This is a genomic window from Microbacterium sp. NPDC056044 (assembly GCF_042267145.1).
GTDB lineage: Bacteria > Actinomycetota > Actinomycetes > Actinomycetales > Microbacteriaceae > Microbacterium.
The window spans coordinates 134,825-158,008 of sequence record NZ_JBHJWZ010000003.1 but is presented as its reverse complement, the minus strand read 5'-3'; the positions used below and the strand labels follow the sequence as shown (position 1 = coordinate 158,008).

The following is a 23,184-nucleotide window of genomic DNA, read 5'->3' as shown; positions in this document are numbered from 1 at the left end:
CCCATAGGCTGGACGCGTGGCGCAGAGCATCTACATCACGTCGGCAGAGGGTCATTCGGGGAAGTCCACGGTCGCGCTCGGAGTGCTCGACGCGCTGAGCCATGCGACCCCGCGCGTGGGGGTCTTCCGGGCGATCGCGCGGTCGACCGTCGAGCGCGACTACGTGCTCGAGATGCTGCTCGACCACGACGGCGTCGACCTGCCGTACGACGACTGCATCGGCGTCACGTACGACGACGTGAGGCACGATCCGGATGCTGCGCTCGCGACGATCGTCGAGCGCTACAAGGCCGTCGAGGCCCAGTGCGACGCCGTCGTCATCGTCGGCAGCGACTACACCGACGTCGGCAGCCCCGCCGAGCTCGCGTACAACGCCCGCATCGCCGCCAACCTCGGCGCCCCGGTGCTGCTGGTGCTGGGCGGCCGCTCGGCGCAGAACCAGACGCAGCCCGAGCAGCTCGGCTCGTCGCTCGCGCGCACCCCCGCCGAGATGGGCCAGATCGCCGATCTCGCGCTCGCCGAGCTCGGGCACAGCCGCGCGAAGCTGTTCGCCGTCGTCGCGAACCGCGCCGATCCGGTGCGGGGGGACGAGACCGTCGAGGCGATCCGCCGGTCGATCCACGCGCACCTGGGCGGCGCCCCGGCCGCGCCCGTGCCGGTCTGGGCGATCCCCGAGGACCGCTACCTCGTCGCGCCGTCGATCCGCGGCATCATGCGCTCCGTCGACGGCGAGATGATCGCCGGCGATCCCGACCGCCTGACCCGGGAGGCGCTGGCGGTGGTGGTGGCGGGCATGTCGATGGTGAACGTGCTGCCGCGACTGCTCGAGGGCGGGGTCGTCGTCATCCCGGCCGACCGCTCCGAGGTGCTCCTGGCCACGCTGCTCGCCAACGCGTCGGGCACGTTCCCCTCGATCTCGGGCATCGTGCTCAACGGCGGCTTCGAGATCCCGGAGCCGGTGACCCGCCTGCTCGACGGCCTCGGCTCGAGCGTGCCGATCATCACGACCGAGCTCGGCACGTACGAGACCGCCGTGCGCATCATGGGCACCCGCGGTCGCCTGGCGGCCGACTCGCAGCGCCGCTATGACACGGCGCTCGCGCTCTTCGAGCAGAGCGTCGACACCGACGAGCTGCTCGTCGCGTTCGGGCTCGCCCGTGCGACGGTCGTCACCCCGTTGATGTTCGAGTTCCAGCTCATCGAGCGGGCGCGCGCCGAGCGCAAGCGCATCGTGCTGCCCGAGGGTGACGACGACCGGGTGCTGCGCGCCGCGGCGACGGTGCTCAAGCGCGGCATCGCCGACCTCGTGATCCTGGGCGAGCCGTTCGAGGTGCGCGCACGCGCGATCGAACTGGGCATCGACATCCAGGGTGCCGAGGTGCTCTCGCCCCTGGACGCCGTCCACGTGCACAAGTTCGCGGAGGAGTACGCGCGCCTGCGCGCCCACAAGGGCGTCACTGTCGGGCAGGCCGCCGACACCGTCACCGATGTGTCGTACTTCGGCACGATGATGGTGCACCTGGGACTCGCCGACGGCATGGTGTCGGGCGCCGCTCACACCACGGCCCACACCATCCGCCCTGCGTTCGAGATCATCAAGACGAAGCCCGGCGTCTCGGTCGTCTCGAGCGTCTTCCTCATGGCGCTCGCCGACCGCGTGCTGGTCTACGGCGACTGCGCCGTGATCCCCGACCCCACGAGCGAGCAGCTCGCCGACATCGCGATCTCGTCGGCGGCGACGGCCGCGCAGTTCGGCATCGATCCGCGCGTGGCGATGCTGTCGTACTCGACGGGCGAGTCGGGATCGGGTGCCGACGTCGAGAAGGTGAGGGATGCTACCGCCCTCGTCCGCTCGCGCGCCCCCGAGCTGCTCGTGGAAGGGCCGATCCAGTACGACGCGGCGGCCGACGCCGCGGTGGCGGCGGCGAAGATGCCGGGGTCGGCGGTCGCGGGACGCGCGACGGTGTTCGTCTTCCCCGACCTCAACACCGGCAACAACACCTATAAAGCGGTGCAGCGGTCGGCGGGCGCCGTCGCCATCGGGCCGGTGCTGCAGGGCCTCAACAAGCCGATCAACGACCTGTCGCGCGGCGCGCTGGTCGACGACATCGTCAACACCATCGCGATCACCGCGATCCAGGCGCAGGGGGAGTGAGCGATGACCCCGGTGCTCGTGATCAACAGCGGCTCGTCGTCGTTCAAATACCAGCTCCTCGACATGGACTCCGAGCGCACGCTCGCCTCGGGCCTCGTCGAGCGCATCGGCGACGCGATCGGCGTCGCCCGCCACACCGTCTACGCGACGCCGACGGACGGCCCGTCGCCGGCGTTCCTCGATGCGACGCGCACCCGGGAGCTGCCGATCCCCGATCACACCGCGGGCTTCGCGGTGATGCTCGAGGCGTTCGCGTCGGACGGCTCGTCGCTCGCCGACACACCGCCCGTGGCCGTGGGGCACCGCGTCGTGCACGGCGGGGCGCGCTTCTTCGAGCCCACGCTCATCACGCCGCTGGTCGAGATCAACATCGACGAGCTCTCTGTGCTCGCGCCCCTCCACAATCCGGCGAACCTGGCCGGGATCGTCGCGGCCCGCTCGGCGTTCCCGGACGTGCCGCACGTCGCCGTGTTCGACACCGCCTTCCATCAGACGCTGGCGCCCGCGGCCTACACCTACGCGATCGACGCCGAGGTCGCAGCATCCCATCGCATCCGCCGCTACGGATTCCACGGCACGTCGCACAAGTTCGTCAGCGAAGCGGCGGCGGCGTTCGTCGGCCGTCCGCTCGCCGAGCTCAAGCAGATCGTGTTCCACCTCGGCAACGGGGCGTCGGTCACCGCGATCGACGGCGGACGCTCGATCGACACGTCGATGGGCTTCACGCCGCTCGAGGGGCTCGTGATGGGCACGCGCTCCGGCGACATCGACCCTGCCGTGCTCTTCCAGCTCGAACGGCGCGCGGGCATGTCGGTCGACGACCTCGACGACCTGCTCAACAAGCGCAGCGGCCTGCTCGGGCTCGCCGGCTCCAACGATCTGCGCGACATCCGCGCCGCCATCGAGCGGGGCGAGGAGCGCGCGATCCTGGCGTTCGAGGTGTACGTGCACCGGCTGCGCGCGTACGCCGGCGCGTACCTCGCGCAGCTCGGCGGCGCCGACGTCATCTCGTTCACGGCCGGCGTGGGGGAGAACGCCCCGCACGTCCGGGCCGAGGCGCTCGCCACGCTCGGCTTCGCCGGTGTCGAGATCGACCACGAGCGCAACGAGAGCCGCGAGCGCGGCATCCGGGTCATCTCGACGGACGCCTCCGCGGTGACGGTGCTCGTCGTGCCGACCGACGAGGAGCTCGAGATCGCCCGCCAGACCCTGAGCGTCGCCGCGTCTTGACCTTCCGGGGTGTCTTCCGCCCGCCCGACCGCATTACGCTTGCTGGACGGCCCGACGCCGTGCCGAGCATCCGTACCGCTCCCGTTCCCGGAGGTTCTGTGGCTGACGACGCCCTGCCCGATCTGACCGCCTACGACGCCGTGCTGTTCGATCTGGACGGCGTCCTGACGCCCACCGCCGAAGTGCACATGCACGCGTGGCAGACGATGTTCGAGGAGCTCTTCGCCGCGTGGGACATCACCCCGGCGTACACCGAGCGCGACTACTTCGACCACCTCGACGGCAAGAAGCGGTACGACGGCGTGGCGAGCCTGCTGCGCTCGCGCGATGTCGAGGTGCCGTGGGGCCAGCCGTCCGACCCGGTGACCGCCGACACGGTGTGCGGCATCGGCAACCGCAAGAACGCGGTCTTCGAGCGCGTGCTCCGCGCCGAGGGCATCGCGGCCTACCCCGGTTCGCTGCAGCTGCTCGACGTGCTCGCGGCGGCCGGAACCCCGGTCGCGGTGGTGTCGAGCTCCAAGAACGCGGAGGAGGTGCTGGCGGCAGCCGGCATCCGTGACCGCTTCACCGTCGTCATGGACGGCGTCATCGCCGAGCGCGATCACCTCGCCTCGAAGCCCGCACCCGATGTGTTCGTGGAGGCGGCACGGATGCTGGGGGTCGAACCCGCACGCAGCGCCGCCGTCGAAGACGCCATCAGCGGCGTGCGCTCCGCGGCCGCCGGCGGCTTCGGGCTCGTGGTGGGCGTCGACCGTGGTGTCGGCGTGCAGGACCTCGTCGATGCCGGCGCGCACGTCGTGGTGAAGGATCTGGAGGAGTTCGCACGATGATCGATCGCGACCGGTTCCCCGTCGACCCGTGGCGCCTCGTCGAGACGTCGTTCGATGTAGACGACGCGGGCGTCACCGAGACGCTGTTCGCCGTGGGCAACGGCTACCTGGGTCTGCGCGGCAACCAGCCCGAGGGCCGTCACGCGCACGAGCACGGCACGTTCATCAACGGCTTCCACGAGACGTTCCCGATCCGTCACGCCGAGCAGGCGTACGGGTTCGCCGAGGTCGGCCAGACGATCATCAACGCCCCCGACGCCAAGGTCATGCGCGTCTACGTCGACGACGAGCCGCTGTCGCTCGACGTCGCCGACGTGCGCGAGTACGAGCGGACGCTCGACATGCGCGACGGCGTGCAGCGTCGGCACATCCTGTGGGTGACGCCGTCGGGCAAGGAGGTGCGCATCGACTACGAGCGACTCGTGTCGTTCGAGGAGAAGCACCTCGCGCTCATGACGATCGACGTCACGGTGCTGAACGCCGACGCGCCCGTCACGATCAGCTGCCAGATCCTCAACCGGCAGGACGGCGAGGACGTCTACGGCGGCACGCCGCTGGCGCCGCGCCGGGCCGGGTTCGACCCGCGCAAGTCCGAGAAGCTCGAGGAGCGCGTCCTGCAGCCGCAGGAGTACTGGCAGGACAAGCTGCGCGCCGCGCTGTCGTACCGCGTGACCGACTCGGGCATGACCCTCGCCGTCGTCGCCGACCACCTCGTCGAGACCGAGAACGAGTACACGTCGCGCACGCTCATCGAGCCCGACATCGCGAAGAACGTGTTCCGCGTCAACGCGAAGGCCGGCGTCCCGATCCGCGTGACGAAGCTCGTGAGCTACCACACCTCCCGCGGTGTGCCCGCGCGCGAGCTCGTCGACCGCTGCCGCCGCTCCCTCGACCGCGCGCTCGGCGAGGGCGTCGAGACGATCCGGGTCCGTCAGCGCGCATGGCTCGACGCGTTCTGGGAGCGCTCGGACGTGCGCATCGGCGGCCACGACGACCTGCAGCAGGCGACCCGCTGGTGCCTGTTCCAGCTCGCGCAGGCGTCGGCGCGTGCCGACGGCCAGGGCGTGCCGGCGAAGGGCATGACGGGCTCGGGGTACTCCGGCCACTACTTCTGGGACACCGAGATCTACGTGCTCCCGTTCCTCGCGTACACGACGCCGCTGTGGGCCCGCAACGCCCTGCGCATGCGGTACCTCATGCTGCCCGCCGCCCGGCGCCGGGCGTTCCAGCTCAACGAGGCCGGGGCGCTGTTCCCGTGGCGCACCATCAACGGCGAAGAGGCATCCGCGTACTACGCCGCGGGGACCGCGCAGTACCACATCAACGCCGACGTCAGCTTCGCCCTGGCCAAGTACGTGCGGGCGACGGGTGACAACGAGTTCCTCTTCCGGGAGGGCGTCGACATCGCCGTCGAGACGGCGCGCCTGTGGGCCACGCTCGGCTTCTGGCGCTCGAGCGACGGCGTGCTCGACGGCGAGGGCGACACCTTCCACATCCACGGCGTGACAGGCCCCGACGAGTACACCACCGTCGTCAACGACAACCTGTTCACGAACGTCATGGCGCGGTTCAACCTCCGCTTCGCCGCCCGCACCATCCGCGAGATGGCCGAGGCCGACGGCGAGGTGTACCGCCAGATGGTGGACCGCCTCGCCCTCGAGCCGGGCGAGCCCGAGGCCTGGGAGCGGGCCGCCGAGGCCATGCACATCCCGTTCAGCCCGAGCCTCGGCATCCATCCCCAGGATCACGTGTTCCTCGAGCGCGAGATCTGGGATCTCGAGAACACCCCGCCCGACAAGCGGCCGCTGCTGCTGCACTTCCACCCGCTGGTGATCTACCGGTATCAGGTGCTGAAGCAGGCCGACGTCGTGCTCGCGCTGTTCCTGCAGGGCAACCACTTCTCCGACGAGGACAAGCTGGCCGACTTCGAGTACTACGACCCGCTGACCACGGGAGATTCGACGCTGTCGGCGGTCGTGCAGGCGATTCTCGCCGCCGAGGTCGGCTACCAGGACCTGGCGCTCGAGTACTTCCGGCAGTCGATCTTCGTCGACCTCGGCGACCTGCACCACAACGCCGCCGACGGAGTGCACGTGGCGTCGGCGGGCGGCGTGTGGACTGCCCTCGTCGCGGGCTTCGGCGGCATGCGCGACCACTTCGGCGAGCTGTCGTTCGACCCGCGTCTGCCGGCGGACTGGCCGTCGCTCGAGTTCGTGCTGCACTGGCACGGCACGCGCCTGGTCGTCACCGTCACCCGCGACGAGCTGCGCGTGCGCGCGACGGAGGGCGACCCCGTCGGCTTCAGCGTGCGCGGCGTCGGCTACGTCGTCGGCGCCGGCGAAGAGGTCGTGGCCCCGCTCGACGGGCAGGGCCCGGTCATCCCGGGGCGGCCGTCGCTGCGCGAGCTCGGCGATGCGCGCCGCGAGGACGGCTCGCTGCTGTCGGCGTCGGTCCCCACCGTCACGTCGTCGATCCCGATCATCGTCGGAGCCGCCGACGTCGAGCACGGCGCCGACGTATAGCCACCCGGGGCCAGGCCCGTCCGTGCGTGCTCGTTCTCGCCCGCCCGCCTGTCTCCGAATCAGGCGATGAGGCGAAGACAGGATGATCCGGACTCGATCCGGCCTGATTTCGCCTCATCGCCTGATTCCGGTGCGGGCAGCGAGCCCCGCCCCGCCCGCGCCGGCGGGCGCCGGGGGTCAGGCGCGGGCGAAGAACTCGCGCTCGTGCGCCATCGAGCGGGCGAACGCGTCGTCCATGCGGGCGCGCTCGAGCGGTCCTGCTTCGCGGGCCGCGGCATCCGCGATCTCCGTAGCCCGTGCGGTGGCGGCCGTGAACGCGGGGTCGCCGTACATCGCGAGCCAGTCGTCGTACGGGTGCGCGTCGTGGCGGCGGGCGGCGAGACGGATGCCGAGGTCGGTGTACAGCCAGAAGCACGGCAGCAGCGCGGCCACGAGCTCGCCGTACGAGCGGGCCGACGCGTGCAGGTGGTTCGTGTACGCGAGCGTCTGCGGCGCGGGGACGACAGTCGCGCGCCCGAGGTGCGCCTCGTGCAGCCGACGTTCCTCGACGATCGAGGACTCCGCGGCCTTCGCCCAGAACGCCTGCTCGTCCGGGGTGGGTGCGAGCGCGCTCGCCCTCGCCAGTACGCGCGAGTACTCGCCGAGGTAGACGGCGTCCTGCGCGAGGTAGCGCAGGAACGTCCCTGGTGGCAGCGTCCCGTCGCCCAGCCCGCGCACGAACGCGAGGTCGTCGACGTCCGCGCGCACCGCGGCCGCGGCATCCCACACCTGCGCCGACCATGCCGATACGGCGACGGATGCTGCGCCCCGGTGCTCGTGGAAATGGTCGATCGGGCCGTGGCCATGACCCACCTGGAGCGCGTCGGCGTGCGCGAGGGCGCCGGTGATCCAGGTCTTCGCCCGCTCGAGCGCGTGCGGCCACGACGCGCCTCCGGCTCGCAGCGTCGCCATCGCCGACGACAGCGAGCAGCCGGTGCCGTGGGTGTTGCGCGTCTCGACGCGGGCGCCGGCGATGTCGTGCACCGCGCCGTCGGGCGCGACGATCGCATCGGGGCAGTCCGCGCCCTCGAGATGCCCGCCCTTGAGCAGCACCGTGGTGCCGGTCGCGCGGGCCAGGGCCTGGGCGTCGTCGAGCGCCTGCGCCCACGTGGTCGCGCGCGCCCGCCCGGCGAGCACCGCGAGCTCGGCGAGGTTCGGCGTCACGAGGTCGGTCTCGGCCACGAGTCTGCGCAGCGCTTCCTCCGCCGCGGGGTCGAGCAGCCGGTCGCCGCTGGTCGCGACCATCACCGGGTCGAGCACGACGATCGGCGGGCGCACCCGGCCGAGCCACGCGCGCACCGTCTCGATGATCTCGGCGGACTGCAGCATGCCGATCTTCACGGCGTCGATGTCGACGTCGTCCGACACGGCATCGAGCTGTGCGGCCAGGATCGCCGTCGGCGGCACGTGCACCTCGCGCACGCCCCGGGTGTTCTGCGCCACGAGCGCGGTGACCACCGCCATGCCGTAGCCGCCGAGGGCGCCGATCGACTTGAGGTCGGCCTGCACCCCGGCGCCCCCGGTCGGGTCGGTGCCGGCGATGCTCAGCACGCGCGGGATCGTTCGCGCCCGCACCGCCCGCACCGCACGCGGTGCGGGCGCGGTCAGCGCGGTGTCGGTCATCACGCCACCCCCGCGAGCGGCGGCGCATCGGCCGCCGCCCGCAGTGCACGCGCCACGGCGGCCGGATCGGCCGCTCCGCAGATCGCCGAGACGACGGCGACACCGGCCGCGCCGGCGTCGCGCAGGGCCGCGACATCCGACTCGACCACTCCGCCGATCGCCACGCACGGAAGGTCCGTCCCCGCGACGAACGCGGCGAAACCGTCGATGCCGAGCGCCGGCGGGTGGTCGGGCTTGGTCGACGTCGGCCGGATCACCCCGACCCCGAGGTAGTCGATCGTGCCGTTCCGGGCGAGCCCGGCCGCGGTCCGGTGCTCCGCGGAGTTCGCGGTCCATCCGATCACGGCGTGCGCCCCGAGGAGGCGGCGCGCGGTCTCGGGCGGCAGGTCGCTCTGGCCGAGATGCACGCCGTCCACGCGGGCGCCGGCATCCCGTGCCGCCACGGCGACGTCGACGCGGTCGTTGATGAGGAGCAGGCACCGGCGGTCGATGACGTCCGACAGCGCCGTCGCCTGACGGATCAGCTCGCGGGCCGTGACCGACTTCGCCCGCAGCTGCACGACGTCGACTCCCGCGCCGGCGGCGGCGTCGACCACCGCGAGCAGCCGGTCGAACGGCAGCCGGTCGTCGGTGACGAGATGCAGCGCGAGGCGCGCTCCGCACCGGCTCATCGCCGTGCCAGGGCGGCGTCGACGCGAGCGTCGAGCTCGGCGGGGTCGTCGGCGACGGCGTCGAGCGCATCGAGGAAGGCGACCGCGAACGAGCCCGGTCCGTCGGCGCGCGCCGCGGCCCGCTCCGACGCGACGGCATAGAGGACGGATGCTGCCACCGCCGCTTCGAACGGAGCACACACGCCGACCAGCGCGGCCATCACCGCGCCCAGCGAGCAGCCGCCGCCGGTGACGCGGGTGAGGAGCGCGTCCCCGCCATGGACGCGCACCACCCGCTCGCCGTCGGTGATGAGATCGACCGGACCCGACGCGGCCACCACGCCGCCCGTGCGGAGCGCGAGCGACCGTGCGGCGTCGGCCGCGGCATCCGTTCCGTCCGTCGCGTCGACTCCGCGACCGCCGCCGCCCTCCCCGGCGACGGCCAGGATCTCGGAGGCGTTGCCGCGGACGATGGCGGGGCGGTGCTCGAGCAGCTCGGCCGCGAGGGCCGTGCGCACGGGCAGCACACCGACCGCGACGGGGTCGAGCACCCACGGGGTGCCGGCGCGCACCGCCTCGCGGGCGGCGTCGCGCTGCTCGGCGGCGGGCGTGCCGAGGTTCACGAGCACGCCGTCGGCGACGCCGGCGAAGAGGCCGGCCTCGCCCGGGATGTCGCACATCGCGGGGGCGGCGCCGACCGCCAGGAGGGCGTTCGCGGTGTAGTTCGTCACCACGGCGTTCGTGATGCACTGCACCAGGGGTGAGGCCTCGCGCAGCGCCGTCAGCGCGGCGGCGGGGGAGAGGGCGGACAGGTGTGCTTCGGTGCGCGCGTTCATCGCGACATCCCTTCGCTCGCATGATCGAGATCAGGTTCGACGGGTGTGTTCTCAGCCCGCCGTGCGGGCACCCCGTGTCACTGCCGAGGAATCTAGCAGGCGATCCCGACGTGCCGTCGCCGTGTGTCGCCGACGCCCGGCGGGGACGCCGAACCCCGAGGCCGCGATGTCGGCGCCACGCCGTAGGCTGGGGGAGTGACCACCGCCCTGTATCGCCGCTACCGGCCCGAGTCGTTCGGCGAGATGATCGGGCAGTCGCAGGTCACCGAGCCGCTCATGACCGCGCTGCGCGGCGACCGTGTCGGTCACGCGTACCTGTTCTCCGGCCCCCGCGGGTGCGGAAAGACCACGTCGGCCCGCATTCTCGCGCGGTGCCTCAACTGCGCGCAGGGCCCGACCGACACGCCGTGCGGCACATGCGACAGCTGCGTCGAACTCGGTCGCGGCGGCGGCGGTTCGCTCGATGTCGTCGAGATCGACGCGGCCAGCCACAACGGCGTCGACGACGCGCGTGATCTGCGCGAGCGGGCGGTGTTCGCGCCGGCGCGCGACCGCTTCAAGATCTTCATCCTCGACGAGGCGCACATGGTCACCCCGCAGGGCTTCAACGCCCTGCTCAAGCTCGTCGAAGAGCCGCCCGAGCACGTCAAGTTCATCTTCGCGACGACCGAGCCCGAGAAGGTCATCGGCACCATCCGCTCGCGCACGCACCACTACCCGTTCCGGCTCGTGCCCCCGGCGGCGATGCTCGAGTACGTCGAGCAGCTGTGCACGCAGGAGGGCGTCGACGTCGAGCGGGGCGTCCTGCCGCTCGTCGTGCGCGCCGGCGGCGGATCGCCGCGAGACACCCTGTCGCTGCTCGACCAGCTCATCGCCGGATCGGAGGACGCGAAGGTCACCTACGCCCGCGCCGTCGCACTGCTCGGCTACACGCACGCCGAGCTCCTCGACGAGGTGATCGACGCCTTCGGCGCGTCCGACGCGTCGGCGGCGTTCGCCGCCGTCGACCGCGTGGTGCAGACCGGGCAGGACCCGCGCCGCTTCGTCGACGACCTGCTCGAGCGCCTCCGCGATCTCATCGTCGTGTCGGCGACGGGTCAGGGAGCGGCGGCCGTGCTCCGCGGCGTCTCCGCCGAAGACCTCGCCCGCATGCAGCGTCAGGCCGACGCGTTCGGCACGGCTCGCCTGTCGGGCATCGCCGACCTCGTCATCGCGACCCTCGACGACATGACCGGCGCCACGTCGCCGCGCCTGCAGCTCGAGCTGATGGTCGCCCGCGTGCTGGCGCGCGGTGCCGCGGCCGCGCCCGCGATCGCGCCGGTCGGTGCTGCGCCGACCGCCGCGCCGCCGACCGCCGGTGCGCCGGCAGCGGTCGCGCCGGTTGCGCTGGCGCCTGCAGCGCCGCCGACTTCGGTGGCCGTATCGGCCCCGGCTGGGACGGCAGCGCCCGCGGCGGCACCGGCTCCTGCTGCGCAGGCCGCTGCCGCCGTGCCGCCCGTCGAGCCTGCGCCGGTGGCGGCGCCTCCGGTTCCCACCGGCCCCGTCACCCTCGACCGCCTGCAGCAGTCGTGGCCCCAGGTGCTCGCTCAGCTCGAGAACGTGAGCCGCTCGTCCTGGATGCTCGCCTCCGGCGCCCGCACGGTCGCCCTCGACGACGACGTGCTCACCCTCGCCTTCGCCAGCCAGAGCGATGTCGCGAAGTTCAAGCAGCTCGCCGCCGGCAAGGGCCCGAGCGAAGACCTGCGTCAGGCGATCCTGGCCGTGCTCGGCATCCGCGTGAAGTACATCGCCCGTCACGACCCTGCCGGTGGCGGGGGAGCGGGTGGCGCCGGCGGCCCGGGCGGTTCTGCGCCGGCAGGTCCCCCGCGCGACGCCCCGCGACAGGAGTCGGTCCCTCAGGCGCCGCGACCGACGGTCGACGTCCCGGCGAACGCGGCACCGACGAGCCCCGGCGCCGTGCCCTCGCCTGCTGCGACGCCCTCCGCTCCGCGCGCCTCTGCGCCCGAGACACCGCGTTCCTCCGCACCAGAGACACCGCGCGGGTCGTCGGCTCCCCGAGCTTCTGCACCTGCGCCCTCTCGGGCCGCGGCACCGGCGCCCGCCGCCGCAGCCCCCGTGACCGACTGGGCCGTCGCGCCCATCCCGTCCGACGACGATGCGCCACCGCCCGACCCAGGCCCGGCCGCATTCCCCGTCGAGACGCCCGCACAGTTCGCGGTCGACGACGAACCCGAAGAGGCCGAAGCCGCGACCGCGCGGGTCGCGACGCTGGCCCCGCCCCGCGAGGGGCAGGTGCTTCCGCGCACCGAGGTCGCCCCGCCGGCAGAGCGCGACGACGATGACGACGACACGGACGACACGGATGCTGCGGCCGACCTCCCCGTGCCGCCCACGGTCGCGCCGCCGCTGACCCCCGTGGTCACGACGCGCAACGGCGGCGTGCAGCGCTACGGCGAGGCGGTCGTGCGCCAGGTGCTCGGCGCCACGTTCGTGCGCGAAGAGCCGTACGAGCCCCCGACGAGGTTCAGCTAACCCATGTACGACGGCATCGTCCAAGACCTCATCGACGAGTTCGGCCGCCTTCCCGGGATCGGGCCCAAGTCGGCCCAGCGCATCGCGTTCCACATCCTGCAGACGCCGAACTTCGACGTGTCGCATCTCGCCGAGCTCCTCAGCGAGGTGCGCGAGCGGGTGCGCTTCTGCGAGGTGTGCGGCAACGTCTCCGAGCAGGATCGCTGCTCCATCTGCCGCGACCCGCGCCGCAACCAGACGCTCATCTGCGTCGTGGAGGACGCGAAGGACGTCGCGGCCATCGAGCGCACCCGCGAGTTCCGCGGGCTGTACCACGTGCTCGGCGGCGCCATCAGCCCGATCGCGGGCATCGGCCCCGACGACCTGCGCATCACGCAGCTCATGCAGCGGCTCGCCGACGGCACCGTGCAGGAGGTCATCCTCGCCACGAACCCCAACCTCGAGGGCGAAGCGACCGCGACCTATCTGAGCCGGCTGCTGCACACCCTCGAGATCACGGTCACGCGCCTCGCGTCCGGCCTCCCGGTCGGCGGCGACCTCGAGTACGCCGACGAGGTCACGCTCGGCCGCGCCTTCGAGGGCCGCCGCTCCGTCTGACCAGCTCGGAGGCCCGCGCGTCGCGCGGCCCCACCGTCGAGCCCGACTGACGCTCCCGCGCTGTCGCGGTTGTCGGAAGTCCGCCGTAGATTGGCGGTCGGCCGACTCGCGCATCGTGCGGTGAGCGCAGAACCTGGGGCGACGACGTCGCCGCCCCAGCTCGCGGCGGCCTCTTGCCCCACCTCAGACGGAGACGACGCGCATGAACTCCTCGCAGAGATTCGACACCCGTGCGTGGCTGCTGTTCGCCGCGATGGCGCTCCTCTGGGGCGTCCCGTACCTCTTCATCAGCATCGCCGTCGAGTCGTACTCGCCGGCCGCGGTGGTCGCCGGGCGCACACTTCTCGGCGCGCTCCTGCTGCTCCCGTTCGCGCTCCACCAGAAGGCGCTGCGGCCCGCGTTCGCGAAGATCGGCTGGGTACTCCTGTTCGGCGCCATCGAGATGGCGGGGCCGTTCCTGCTGCTCGGCCACGCCGAGCAGACGCTGCCCTCCGGTCTCACCGGGCTCCTCGTCGCGACCGTCCCGCTGTTCGCCGCGCTCATCGCGTTCGGCGGCGGCGACCGCTCGGTGCTCAGCCCGGCTCGGGCGATCGGGCTCTTCATCGGCTTCGCCGGTGTGTTCGTGATCGTCGCGGGGCCCGGGCTCGCCGTCGAGGGCGGCGGCGGGCTGCTGGCTGTCGGCGAGGTGCTGCTCGTCGCGCTCCTCTACGCGATCGCGCCGTTCGTCATCGCGACCAAGCTGCGCGACGTGCCGTCCCTCGGCTCCATCACGCTCGCCCTCTTCGCCGTCGGCATCTTCTACACGCCGATCGCGTTCCTGACGCAGCACCAGGTGCCGACGGTCGAGAGCACCGTGTCGCTGGTCGCGCTCGCGGTGCTCTGCACGGCCGTGGCGTTCATCGCGTTCTTCGCGCTCATCGCCCGCGTCGGCCCGGTCCGCGCGCCGTTGTTCACCTACGTCAATCCGGTGGTCGCGATCGTGCTGGGCACGATCATCCTGGGCGAGCCGCTGACCCCGGGTCTCTTGATCGGCTTCCCGCTGGTGATCCTCGGCTGCTGGCTCGCCGCCACAGGAGGCGCCCTCCGTGCCCGCAGGCGCGAGCCCGAGGTCGAGCTGCCGCCGATCTCGAACGGGTGAGCGTCAGCGCAGCACCTCCACCAGCACGATCCACGACACCAGCAGGGCGGCGACGATCGCCACGATCGAGCCGACGGCGAACCATGCGAGGCCCCCGGGCTGGCCTGCCGTCAGCAGCGCGCCGCCGACCAGGTAGGCGAGCGGCGCGACGAAGCCCACCGCCGATTTGAGCCAGCGCATCCGGTTGGCGGGGTGCCGGTTCTCGAAGATCCGGCGCGTGGCCTGCACCTGGAACACCGCGGCGCCGAGGGCGATGAGGATCATCGCGACGCCGTAGGGCACAGCGCCGACGCTGGGGATGAGTCCGATCGCCGAGCCGATGAGCGCCAGCACGAGCCCTGAGATGCCGGCCGCGAGGCGGGACGTGAGCGAGGCCTCCTTGATGATGTCGCCGATGTTGACACTGGCGGCGACGATGACGAGGCCCGCCAGGGCTGCCGTCGCCCCGACCATCGCGACGTTGAACTCCGACCACGCCTCGATCTGCTCCATGCTCGGATGCTAGTGGCGCCCCGCCGCCCGAGTCACCCGACACATGGCCGGTCGCGCATGAGCGCGTCCGTAAGATGGACCCTTGGGTGACAGGAGACCGCGGGACGCGGCATCCGTTCTCGCCCACCCTCAGACAAAACGCGTGGAGTTCGATGTGGCGCTGATCGTCCAGAAGTACGGCGGATCGTCGGTCGCTGATGCCGAGAGCATCAAGCGCGTCGCGAAGCGCATCGTCGACACGCGCCGCGCCGGCCATGACGTGGTCGTGGCCGTCAGCGCGATGGGCGACACCACCGACGAGCTGCTCGACCTCGCCGGCCAGGTCGCGCCCATCCCCGCGCCGCGCGAGCTCGACATGCTGCTGTCGAGCGGTGAGCGCATCTCGATGGCGCTGCTCGCGATGGCGATCCACTCGATGGGCTTCGAGGCCCGTTCGTTCACCGGCAGCCAGGCCGGCATGATCACGACCGCCGACCACGGCTCGGCGCGCATCGTCGACGTGACCCCGATCCGTCTGCGCGAGGCCCTCGACGAGGGTGCGATCGTCATCGTCGCCGGCTTCCAGGGGTTCAACCGCGACACCCGCGACATCACCACCCTCGGCCGCGGCGGCTCCGACACGACGGCCGTGGCCCTGGCTGCCGCGCTTCAGGCCGATGTCTGCGAGATCTACAGCGATGTCGAGGGCATCTTCACGGCCGACCCGCGCGTCGTGCCGAAGGCGCGCAAGCTCGGCGTCGTCTCGGCCGAAGAGATGCTCGAGCTCGCCGCCAACGGCGCGAAGGTGCTGTACATCCGCGCCGTCGAATACGCACGCCGTCACGGCGTGCTCATCCACGCCCGCTCCACGTTCAGCTCGGGCGTGGGGACCTACGTGCTCGGCCCCGGGATGAGCATCCCCGAGGGCGAAAAGGGAGAAGAGATGGAAGAGCCCATCGTCGCCGGCGTCGCCACCGACCTCGGCCAGGCCAAGATCACCGTGATCGGCGTTCCCGACGTGCCCGGCAAGGCCGCCGAGATCTTCAAGGTCGTCGCGAAGTCCGGCGCCAACGTCGACATGATCGTGCAGAACGTGTCGGCCGCGACGACCGGCCGCACCGACATCTCGTTCACGCTCCCCAAGACCGATGCGGCCACGGCGCTCAAGGCGCTCGCCGGCGACCAGTCCGAGATCGGGTTCCAGAACCTGGTGCACGACGACCAGATCGGCAAGCTCTCGGTCGTCGGCGCCGGCATGCGTACCCACTCGGGCGTCTCGGCCACCCTCTTCGAGGCGCTGAGCGTCGCGGGCATCAACATCGAGATGATCTCGACCTCCGAGATCCGCATCTCGGTCGTGGTGCGCGGCGACGACCTCGCCGAGGCCGCCCGCGTCGTCCACACCGCCTACGGACTGGACGGCGACATCGAGGCGACCGTCTACGCCGGCACCGGCCGCTGACGGACTTCTGACGGGACGGATGCTGCGGCCCGCAGCATCCGTCATCCTCATCCGTCGGGCACACCATCGTGCGTGTACCCGAATCAGGCGATGACGCGAACGCATGTCATTCGGCGTCCGATGCGGCCTGATCTCGCCTCATCGCCTGATTCGAATGCAGGTCGCGGGGGTTGCTGCCCTGCAGCAGACCGTCGACCAGCGCGCCCACGATGTCGTCGGTCGAGGTGTCGGGGTCGACCGACACCGTGAGCCGATCGAGGATCAGCCCCTCGATGGCGTAGTGGAACAGCGCGATCTCGAACGCGTCGCCGGGCAGGCCCGCGGTGCGGTTGAACGCGACGTCGGCGGCGAACCCGCTGCGCATCCACTCGCCGAGCGACCGCGCGATCTGCTCGTTGCGCGCCGCCTCGAGGCGCAGCGTGAACAGTGCGAGCGTCACGTCGCGCTCCGTGGTCAGCCGCCGCACGATGTCGCGCGTGTAGTCGGCGAACAGCGCACGGTCGGGGGTGCGCCCCTGCCACTGCGCGTGCAACGCCGGGTCGGGGGCGAGCCGTTCGCCGATCCGCTCCACGAGCGCCGCGACCAGCGCGTCGCGGCTGCGGAAGTAGTTCGACGCCGTCCCCGTCGGCGCGCCCGCGCGCGCGTCGACCGCGCGGTGGGTGAGGCCGCGCATGCCCTCGGCAGCCAGCACCGAGATGCCCGCGTCCGCGAGCTCGCGTCGCCGTTCGTCGTTTCTCGCCACGGGCTCACCCTAGCCAATCCACGACAGTTGTTGTAGTCTCGACAATCACTACAGATGTCGTGAAAGGATGCTGCGCCCATGCGTGACCTCGTCTACTACGCCGCCGTCAGCCTCGACGGGCGGATCGCCGCTCCCGACGGCGCGTTCGACGCCTTCCCGCTCGAAGGCGACCACTTCGACGTCATCAACTCCGAATGGGCCGACACCGTCCCCGGGGCGATGTACGACGCACTCGGGATGACCGCACCGCGGGGGCGGTTCTCGACCGTGCTGATGGGCTGGAACACGTTCGCGGCCGGTCTGGACTTCACCGACAGTCCCTATCCGCATCTCGAGCAGATCGTCTTCTCGCGCTCCCGGGGCGCGGGCGACGTCGGGGAAGGCGTGCGCCTCACCGCCGACGACCCGCGTGAGGTCGTTGCCGGCCTCAAGGCGCGGGCGGGCGCCGACGTCTGGCTGTGCGGCGGGGGAGTGCTCGCGGCCCAGCTGCGCGACGACATCGACCGGCTCGTGCTCAAGGTGAACCCGGTCGTCTTCGGCGACGGCCTGCCGCTGTTCGCCGGCGGGTACGCGCCGTCGTCGTTCCTCCTCGAGCGGTCCCGCAGCTTCGCCTCGGGCGTCGTCATGAACGAGTACCGGCGGGCGTAACGCCGGACCGCGGGCGCCGCGCGCCGGGTAGAATCGCCCAAACCCCGCGCGATCGACGGCGCCCGCGCGTCCGCTCCACGCTGCTCCACGCGCGCTCCCCGCTGAGGAACCATCATGACCCGCATCTCCGATTCAGGACTCTCCGTCGCCGTCGTCGGCGCCACCGGCCAGGTCGGGACCGTCATGCGCGAGATTCTGGCCGAGCGGAACTTCCCGATCCGCGAGCTGCGCCTCTTCGCGACCGCCCGCTCCGCCGGCAACGCCGTGGAGTTCGGCGGCGAGACGGTGATCATCGAAGACGTCGCCACCGCCGACCCGTCGGGCATCGACGTCGCCCTGTTCTCGGCCGGCGCCACCGGCAGCCGCGCGCACGCGCCCCGCTTCGCCGAGGCCGGCGCCGTCGTCATCGACAACTCGAGCGCGTGGCGCATGGACCCCGAGGTGCCGCTCGTCGTCAGCGAGGTCAACCCGCACGCGATCGCGAACCCGCCCAAGGGCATCATCGCGAACCCGAACTGCACCACGATGGCCGCGATGCCGGTGCTGAAGCCCCTCGACGCCGAGGCCGGCCTCGAGCGCCTCATCGTCTCGACGTACCAGGCGGTGTCGGGCTCGGGTCTCGCGGGCGCGCAGGAGCTGCTGGGCCAGGTCGAGGGCGTGCTCGCGCAGGGCAACACGCTCGACCTCGTGCACGACGGTTCGGCAGTCGATTTCCCGCAGCCCGAGAAGTACGTCGCCCCGATCGCGTTCGACGTGATCCCGCTCGCCGGCAACCTCGTCGACGACGGCCTCAACGAGACCGACGAAGAGAAGAAGCTCCGCAACGAGAGCCGCAAGATCCTCGAGCTCCCCGACCTCCGCGTCGCGGGCACGTGCGTGCGCGTCCCCGTCTTCACCGGCCACTCGCTGTCGATCCACGCCGAGTTCAAGGGCGACATCACCCCCGAGCGCGCCTACGAGATCCTCGCCTCGGCTCCCGGCGTCGTCGTCGAAGAGGTTCCGACCCCGCTGCAGGCAGCGGGCAACGACCCGAGCTACGTCGGCCGCATCCGCGCCGACCAGTCCGCGCCCGAGGGCAAGGGCCTCGTGCTCTTCATCTCGAACGACAACCTCCGCAAGGGTGCCGCGCTCAACGCCGTGCAGATCGCAGAGGTCGTCGCCGCGAACCTGGGCGTCACCGCCTGACGCTTCCCGCGCAACGCTTCAAGGGCGGACGGATGCTGCGGGCCGCAGCATCCGTCCGCTTTTCGGTTCGGCAAGAATCGCAGGACTTTCGGCGTGAGAACCCCGCCGGGGCCTGGGGTGCTTTCGGGCGGAACTAGAATCATCTGGTGACCGCAACGCCCGCTGAGACCCACACCGAACCCAACTCCCACGTCGAGACCGTCGACGTGCTGCTGATCGGCGGCGGGATCATGAGCGCGACGCTCGGGACGCTCCTGCAGGAGCTGCAGCCCGACCTCAAGATCGCCGTGTTCGAGCGGCTGAGCGACGTCGCGCTGGAGAGCTCGAACGCGTGGAACAACGCCGGCACCGGCCACGCCGCCCTGTGCGAGCTGAACTACATGCCCGAGGGCAAGGACGGCACGGTCGATCCCGCCAAGGCGATCTCGATCAACGAGCAGTTCCAGCAGAGCCGGCAGCTGTGGTCGTCGCTCGTCGAGGCCGGCGTGCTCGACGCTCCCTCGACGTTCATCAATTCGGCGCCGCACATGACCTTCGTGCAGGGCGAGAAGGATGTCGCTTACCTCAAGAAGCGCTACGAGGCGCTCAAGGACGAGCCCCTCTTCGCCGGCATCGAGTACAGCGAGGACTCCCGCGTCATCAACACGTGGGCGCCGCTGCTCATGCAGAAGCGCCGCAAGGGTGAGCCGTTCGCGGCGACGCGGGTGCCGGCCGGCACCGACGTCGACTTCGGCGCCCTGACCCGCCAGCTCGTCGACAAGCTCGCCGAGAACGGCGCCGACGTGCGCACCAACACCGAAGTCCGCACGCTCAAGCGCCTGTCCGACGGCACCTGGAGCGTGAAGTACCGCCGCACGATCGGCCGCACGCCCGGTGAGATCCGCGCGAAGTTCGTCTTCGTGGGCGCGGGCGGGTGGGCGCTCAAGCTGCTGCAGCGCTCGGGCATCCCCGAGATCTCGGGCTACGGCGTCTTCCCGATCGGCGGGCAGTTCCTCAAGACCTCGAACCCCGCCGTCGTGGCGCAGCACAAGGCCAAGGTGTACTCGCAGGCGTCCGTCGGCGCACCGCCCATGTCGGTGCCGCACCTCGACACGCGCGTCGTCGACGGCGAGGCGTCGCTGCTGTTCGGCCCGTTCGCGACGTTCAGCCCCAAGTTCCTCAAGACCGGCTCGTGGTTCGACATCGTCGGCCAGGTGCGCCCCGGCAACCTCGGCCCGATGCTCAAGGTCGCATGGGACAACCCCAGCCTCATCACCTACCTCGTCGGCGAGCTGCTGAAGAACCACAAGAAGAAGGTCGACAGCCTGCGCACCTTCATGCCCACCGCGAAGGACGAGGACTGGACCCTCATCCAGGCCGGCCAGCGCGCACAGGTCATGAAGAAGGACCCCGAGAAGGGCGGCGTCCTGCAGTTCGGCACCGAGGTCGTCACGGGCGGCGACGGCACGATCGCCGGTCTGCTCGGCGCGTCTCCGGGCGCCTCGACCGCGGTCTCGATCATGCTCGGCCTCTTGAAGACCTGCTTCCCCGACCGCATCGACGCGTGGGAGCCGCGCCTGCGCGAGCTCATCCCGAGCTACGGCGACACCCTCAACGCACGCCCCGAGGTCGCGCGCGAATCCCTCGGCGAGACCGCCGAGGCGCTGGCGCTCACCGCCTGATCCGGCGCGCGACCGGCCTCGCGCCGACGCGCCGCGGGAGCCGTCTCCGCGCCCCCTAGGGTAGGGGCATGCGAGCACGGCTGACGTGGCGAACCTGGGCGGTCGCGATCGCACTCGTGGTCGCCCTCGCGGCGGCCGGCGCCGTCGCCCTCGTCCGGAGCGGGCCGCCTTCGGCAGCCGCGGCGACACCGGGAATCGCCGCGCGCGGCGGCGGGGTGAACGCCGCCGCGGCGCTCGGCGTGACGACGTCGGTGGACGACTTCTCCTACGACTCCTTCGAGGCCGACTACTGGCTCGGGCGCGGAGCGGGTGGGCGCAGCGAGCTCTTCACGACGGAGACGCTCGTCGCGCGCTTCCCCGAGTTCGATCAGAACAAGGGCATCGTGCGATGGCTTCCGAAGGCCGACTCCGGCATCGCGCACGGCACCCGGGTGGTGAACGTCACCGGCGCCGGCGGCGCCCCGATCCCGTGGTGGACGGAAGAGGACGAGGACTTCGTCTACGTGCTCACCGGTGACGACAGCTACGTCCGCGGCGCGCAGACCTACGTCATCTCGTACACGATGAGCGACGTCGTCCTGAGATACGACGACACCGACGCCGACGAGTTCTCCTGGGACACGATCGGCACCGACCACGCGCAGCCGTTCGCCTCCGTGCGCGCGAACGTCCGCATCCTCGGCGACGCGTCGTCGGGACTGTTGACCGACCGGGCGTTCTGCTACACCGGTCCCGCCCGGTCCACCGAGCGCTGCGACATCCAGTCCTCCGACCCGGTCGCCCCGCCCGACGAGGTGCTCGCGTGGGCGCTCGGCCGGGGCATCGTCGGGGCCGGCGAGACGCAGGTGGCTCTCACCGCATTCGACACGGATCTCGGCGCCGACGAGAACGTCACTGTCGCGCTCGGCTTCGCGCAGGGCACGTTCGCCGCACCCACGCCACCTCCGCCGCCGCCCTACCCGTGGTGGGAGTGGATCCTGCCGGTGCTGGGCCTCCTCGCCGGGTTCGGCGGACTCGCGTTCGTGCTGGCGATGAAGGCGAGGTTGCGACGCAACCCCGACCGCTCACCGGTGATCGTCGAGTACACGCCGCCGGTCGACGAGTCGCCGACGCTCTCGGCGGGCGTGCTGGGGGTGCCCGCCAAGGCGCTGGCGGCGCACGTGGTCGACCTCGCCGTGCGCGACAAGGTCGAGATCACCGCGACGGGCGACCGGTCCGACGCCGACGACTTCCACGTCGCGCTGCGCGACGCCGAGGGCCTCGAGCACGACGATCGCCGTATCGTGACGACCCTTTTCGGGAAGGATGCTGCGCCCGGCGACCGCGTCGATCTCGGCGTCTTCGCGAAGAAGCCTCCGGTGCGCGCCGTGACCTACGTGCGCCGCATCGAGGACTCCACCGTGGACCGCGGCTACCGGAGCAGGACGCCCGGCTGGGTGGGAGGCATCCGTTCGCTCGCCCAGTTCGGCGGCCTGGCGGTCGCCATCCTGCTCACCTTCTTCCTCGACGCGGTGCCCTCCGTGCTCGCGGATCTCGGGGCGCTCGGCGGCTGGATCAACTTCCTCGCGATCGCGAGCGCGTTCGGCGCCTTCATCGTGCTGCCGTTCTTCAGCCTGCCGAAGACCACGCTGACCCTCGCCGGCGGGCGGCACCGCACGTACCTCGACGGCATCCGCGAGTACCTCTCGCTCGCCGAGGAGGACCGCCTGAAGGCCGCGCAGTCCCCGCAGACCGCCGACCTCGTCTCCGGCGGGCGACGCGCCTACGGCGATGCGCCGAACGCCGCGGGAGCCGACGTCGTGAACCTCTACGAGCGACTGCTGCCGTACGCCGTGCTGTTCGGGATGCAGCGCGAGTGGGTCGAGGTGATCCGCGCCGCGCAGCCGATCCCCGACGCCGGCCTCGCATCGACGCGCGTGGCGCTGTTCGATTCGGTGTCGTCGAACTCGCTCTCGGAGGCGTCCTCGTCGATCGGCCGCCTCGCCGCGACGCCCGTCTCGCGGGGGAGCTCGTCGAGTTCGTCGGGCTCGTCGTTCTCCAGCAGCTGGTCGTCGTCGGGCGGCTCGTCGGGCGGCGGATTCTCCGGCGGCGGAGGCGGCGGGGGAGGGTTCGGCGGACGCTGACGCACGGCAGGTGCCGGCCCCCTGGCTCCCGGGCGCGCGCCGGTGCGGTGACCGCCACCGACTACGCTCGATCCGTGGCCAAGCTCTACTTCCGCTACGGGGCGATGAACTCCGGCAAGTCGACGTCGCTCCTCCAGGCCGCGTACAACTACGAGGAGCGCGGACAGCACGTCCTCCTCGCCAAGCCCGCCATCGACACCAAGGGCGCCGGCCAGATCGCGAGCCGCCTCGGTGTGACGCGGGACGTCGACTTCCTGGTGCGCCCCGACGACGACATCCGTGCCCTGTTCGCCGAGCACCGGGCGCGGGTGCGCGCCGACGCCGCCGACACGCTCGTTCCCGAATCCGAGGAGCACGAGGTCGACGTCGCGTGCCTGCTGATCGACGAGGCGCAGTTCCTCACCCGCGAGCAGGTCGACGACCTGCTGCGCATCGTGGTGTTCGACGGGGTGCCGGTGCTCGCCTACGGTATCCGGACCGACTTCCAGACCCAGGCGTTCCCCGGCTCGGCGCGACTGCTCGAGCTCGCCCACAGTCTCGAGGAGCTCAAGACCATCTGCCGGTGCGGTCGCAAGGCGCTCTTCAACGCGCGTCTGGTCGGCGGCCGTTTCGTCTTCGACGGCGACCAGGTCGCGATCGACGAGCTCACCGCCGACCGCGTCACGTACGAGTCACTGTGCGCCGAGGACTACCTGCGCGCGTCGGGCGGCCGCCTGGAGTGACGGCCCCGTCCACGCGCC

Annotated in this window: 18 protein-coding genes and 1 riboswitch; of the genes, 13 read left to right on the top strand and 5 right to left on the bottom strand. The window is 71.6% G+C overall.

The window, feature by feature from the left end; translation table 11 throughout:
- Positions 1-16 precede the first annotated feature (16 nt).
- From pta to ACFC1I_RS09450, 4 genes are all read left to right on the top strand, one after another.
- Complete coding sequence (gene pta, locus ACFC1I_RS09465; RefSeq protein ID WP_376008318.1) at positions 17-2,155, top strand: phosphate acetyltransferase; 2,139 nt, start codon at positions 17-19, stop codon at positions 2,153-2,155.
- A gap of 3 nt (positions 2,156-2,158) precedes the next feature.
- A complete protein-coding gene (locus ACFC1I_RS09460) occupies positions 2,159-3,385 on the top strand; it encodes an acetate/propionate family kinase (protein WP_376008316.1) in 1,227 nt (408 codons plus the stop codon).
- Positions 3,386-3,483: 98 nt separating this feature from the next.
- The gene (locus ACFC1I_RS09455) at positions 3,484-4,215 is read left to right on the top strand and encodes an HAD family hydrolase (RefSeq protein WP_376008314.1); all 732 of its coding nucleotides are present in this window, start codon (positions 3,484-3,486) and stop codon (positions 4,213-4,215) included.
- Positions 4,212-6,737, top strand: a complete 2,526-nt coding sequence (locus ACFC1I_RS09450; RefSeq protein ID WP_376008312.1) for a glycoside hydrolase family 65 protein — start codon at positions 4,212-4,214, stop codon at positions 6,735-6,737. Before ACFC1I_RS09455 ends, ACFC1I_RS09450 begins: the two co-directional genes overlap by 4 nt.
- A 177-nt stretch (positions 6,738-6,914) precedes the next feature.
- Here ACFC1I_RS09450 and thiD read toward each other — a convergent pair whose 3' ends face one another.
- The 3 genes from thiD to thiM form a co-directional block, all read right to left on the bottom strand.
- Positions 6,915-8,399, bottom strand: coding sequence for a bifunctional hydroxymethylpyrimidine kinase/phosphomethylpyrimidine kinase (gene thiD, locus ACFC1I_RS09445; RefSeq protein ID WP_376008310.1), 1,485 nt, complete (start codon positions 8,397-8,399; stop codon positions 6,915-6,917).
- Entirely contained in the window at positions 8,399-9,070 is a 672-nt protein-coding gene (gene thiE, locus ACFC1I_RS09440; RefSeq protein WP_376008308.1) for a thiamine phosphate synthase, read from the bottom strand. Before thiE ends, thiD begins: the two co-directional genes overlap by 1 nt.
- Positions 9,067-9,885 (bottom strand): hydroxyethylthiazole kinase, encoded by an 819-nt coding sequence (gene thiM / locus ACFC1I_RS09435; protein WP_376008306.1) that lies wholly within the window; start codon positions 9,883-9,885, stop codon positions 9,067-9,069. The genes thiE and thiM overlap by 4 nt, the downstream gene beginning before the upstream one ends.
- Positions 9,876-9,970: riboswitch (TPP riboswitch) on the bottom strand. (Overlaps the previous gene by 10 nt.)
- A gap of 110 nt (positions 9,971-10,080) precedes the next feature.
- On the opposite strand from thiM, the gene ACFC1I_RS09430 reads away from it, so the two are divergent.
- The 3 genes from ACFC1I_RS09430 to ACFC1I_RS09420 all read left to right on the top strand — a co-directional run bounded on the left by ACFC1I_RS09430 (position 10,081) and on the right by ACFC1I_RS09420 (position 14,152).
- The gene (locus ACFC1I_RS09430; RefSeq protein WP_376008304.1) at positions 10,081-12,417 is read left to right on the top strand and encodes a DNA polymerase III subunit gamma and tau; all 2,337 of its coding nucleotides are present in this window, start codon (positions 10,081-10,083) and stop codon (positions 12,415-12,417) included.
- A 3-nt stretch (positions 12,418-12,420) separates the two neighbouring features.
- The gene (gene recR / locus ACFC1I_RS09425; protein WP_116196093.1) at positions 12,421-13,014 is read left to right on the top strand and encodes a recombination mediator RecR; all 594 of its coding nucleotides are present in this window, start codon (positions 12,421-12,423) and stop codon (positions 13,012-13,014) included.
- 202 nt (positions 13,015-13,216) lie between these two features.
- Entirely contained in the window at positions 13,217-14,152 is a 936-nt protein-coding gene (locus ACFC1I_RS09420; RefSeq protein WP_376008302.1) for a DMT family transporter, read from the top strand.
- Between the two features lie 3 nt (positions 14,153-14,155).
- On the opposite strand, the gene ACFC1I_RS09415 is transcribed toward ACFC1I_RS09420, so the two are convergent.
- A complete protein-coding gene (locus ACFC1I_RS09415; RefSeq protein ID WP_376008300.1) occupies positions 14,156-14,644 on the bottom strand; it encodes a hypothetical protein in 489 nt (162 codons plus the stop codon).
- 154 nt (positions 14,645-14,798) lie between these two features.
- Here ACFC1I_RS09415 and ACFC1I_RS09410 point away from each other — a divergent pair, with 154 nt between their 5' ends.
- Entirely contained in the window at positions 14,799-16,085 is a 1,287-nt protein-coding gene (locus tag ACFC1I_RS09410; RefSeq protein WP_376009329.1) for an aspartate kinase, read from the top strand.
- Positions 16,086-16,191: 106 nt separating this feature from the next.
- On the opposite strand, the gene ACFC1I_RS09405 is transcribed toward ACFC1I_RS09410, so the two are convergent.
- Complete coding sequence (locus ACFC1I_RS09405) at positions 16,192-16,827, bottom strand: TetR/AcrR family transcriptional regulator (RefSeq protein ID WP_376008298.1); 636 nt, start codon at positions 16,825-16,827, stop codon at positions 16,192-16,194.
- Positions 16,828-16,905: 78 nt separating this feature from the next.
- Between ACFC1I_RS09405 and ACFC1I_RS09400 the strand changes: the two genes are divergently transcribed.
- From ACFC1I_RS09400 to ACFC1I_RS09380, 5 genes are all read left to right on the top strand, one after another.
- Positions 16,906-17,475 carry a dihydrofolate reductase family protein gene (locus tag ACFC1I_RS09400; RefSeq protein ID WP_376008296.1) on the top strand — a complete coding sequence of 190 codons (570 nt, stop codon included), beginning with the start codon at positions 16,906-16,908 and terminating at the stop codon, positions 17,473-17,475.
- 114 nt (positions 17,476-17,589) lie between these two features.
- The gene (locus ACFC1I_RS09395; RefSeq protein WP_376008294.1) at positions 17,590-18,660 is read left to right on the top strand and encodes an aspartate-semialdehyde dehydrogenase; all 1,071 of its coding nucleotides are present in this window, start codon (positions 17,590-17,592) and stop codon (positions 18,658-18,660) included.
- 146 nt (positions 18,661-18,806) lie between these two features.
- A complete protein-coding gene (locus ACFC1I_RS09390; protein ID WP_376008292.1) occupies positions 18,807-20,321 on the top strand; it encodes a malate:quinone oxidoreductase in 1,515 nt (504 codons plus the stop codon).
- Between the two features lie 68 nt (positions 20,322-20,389).
- Positions 20,390-22,444, top strand: coding sequence for a DUF2207 domain-containing protein (locus tag ACFC1I_RS09385; protein WP_376008290.1), 2,055 nt, complete (start codon positions 20,390-20,392; stop codon positions 22,442-22,444).
- Between the two features lie 74 nt (positions 22,445-22,518).
- Positions 22,519-23,166: a thymidine kinase gene (locus ACFC1I_RS09380; protein ID WP_376008288.1), complete on the top strand. Its 648-nt coding sequence runs from the start codon at positions 22,519-22,521 to the stop codon at positions 23,164-23,166.
- Positions 23,167-23,184: the final 18 nt, after the last annotated feature.